Annotated in this window: 1 protein-coding gene; it reads right to left on the bottom strand. The window is 69.3% G+C overall.

Annotated features, from left to right (window positions below):
- Positions 1–260 precede the first annotated feature (260 nt).
- A complete protein-coding gene (locus ACIQUT_RS40285; protein WP_403570708.1) occupies positions 261–1,463 on the bottom strand; it encodes an IS4 family transposase in 1,203 nt (400 codons plus the stop codon).
- Positions 1,464–1,520 lie beyond the last annotated feature (57 nt).

Genomic DNA, 1,520 nt, shown 5'->3' with positions numbered 1-1,520 from the left:
CAATACCAGTGACTTAAGAATCCCGGGTGCGTGGGACCTTCACAGGTGGGTTGATCGGGGCCGTTTTGTGGTGCGGGGCGATGGCTACGGCCTCGGCTGGGTCGAGTGTGGGTTGTGGCCATTGCCGGTGTGCGGCGCGTTTGACGCCGAAGTTGGACATCTTGCGTTTGACGACGCGGGCGTTCGAGCGCCGGCGGCGTGGGGGCAGTAGATGGCGGGCTATCTCGCGCAGTCCGTCGGCGAGTGCTGTGGCCAGGTGCTCAGGGGGAAAAGGCCGCCTGCGCGGTGACCTGGCGTCGGGCGAGGCGGAGGGTGCGGGTGAAGGAGAGCCGGTCGGTATCGGTGCCTTCGGCGGCGGTGTGCATGAGCTGGCGGATCGCATGGTGAACGAGGAGGTGGCCCCACACTTCCTGCTCGACGCCTTCGGGTGAGCGGGAGCGCAGGACCTGGGCGGGGCCGCGCTGGTGGGTCTTCAGCTCGTCCAGTGTGGTCTCGATCTCCCACCGCTCGTTATAGAGGGCGGCCAGCTCCATCGCGGGTGCGGCCTCGTGGTCGAGGATGGTGGTGATCAGCCGGTACGGTGCCGGGTGCTGCGGGCGCCCGGGGTCGTCCAGGGTGTACTCGATGACCCGCACCACGGTCGGGTCGGTGCGTTTGCGATGATCCTTGGCCGCCACGATGTCGGAGAGGTAGGAACCGTCGGGGAGCTCACGGCGCACGGGCAGGACCGCGGTCGTCTTGATCCGCCAGAGCAGGTCGGCCCCGCCGGCGGAGGCGGCGCGCCACTGGTCCAGGCCGGCGAAGCCGCGGTCGGCCATCAGCAGGTCGCCCGGCGCGAGGGCGTCGAACAGCTCTCGCGCGAGCACGGACTCGGCGGTGGTGAACGGCCCCAGAGCCGCGTGGGTGATGGCGTGCGTGCCGCACTCGGCCAGCGCCACCACCCGCACCTGGGGGAAGGCGGTCCGCTCACCCCGGTGGGTGGCGGGGCGGCCGAACCGCGCGTCGTTCTCCTCGCTGTCCGGCACGTCGAACGTGGTCCCGTCGACCGCCATCAGACGCCAACGTCCGTACCAGGCACCGGGAGTTGACTTGGTCGCCACAGGCCCAGCGGTCTGCTCGAACAGCACCTTGAGCGGCTCCGGCCCGAGCTTGACACGGGCCCGGGAGATCGCGCCAGGCGTAGGCACCTGCCACGACCCCGACCAGCGCCTGGCCCACGAAAGACCCTCGGTCAACAGCCGCGCGACCTCCTCATAGCCCTGCCCCGAGAACAGGCACATCGCCAGCACGAAATAGACGACCACCCGCGGCGGCAGCAACCGGTTGCGCTGCCCGGACTTCCCGCACTCCGCCACGATCCGGTCCACCAGCTCCGGCGGGAACGTACGCGTCAGCAACCCGATCGCGATCCGGTCAGACAACCGCTCGTCCGTCTCCGGCTTGACCTGCCCAGGGCGTGGCATCTCGGCACCTCCTGGACAGACAGCCTACCAGCCAAGATCCTTAAGTCACTGGTATTG

Origin of the sequence: Streptomyces sp. NPDC090445 (genome assembly GCF_044769385.1) — a bacterium.
Lineage (GTDB): Bacteria > Actinomycetota > Actinomycetes > Streptomycetales > Streptomycetaceae > Streptomyces.
This window is presented reverse-complemented; position numbering and strand designations above follow the sequence as displayed.

What these genes read in the sequence shown, in the direction of transcription:
- ACIQUT_RS40285 (WP_403570708.1), bottom strand. Translation starts at nt 1,463, where the DNA reads ATGCCACGCCCTGGGCAGGTCAAGCCGGAGACGGACGAGCGGTTGTCT.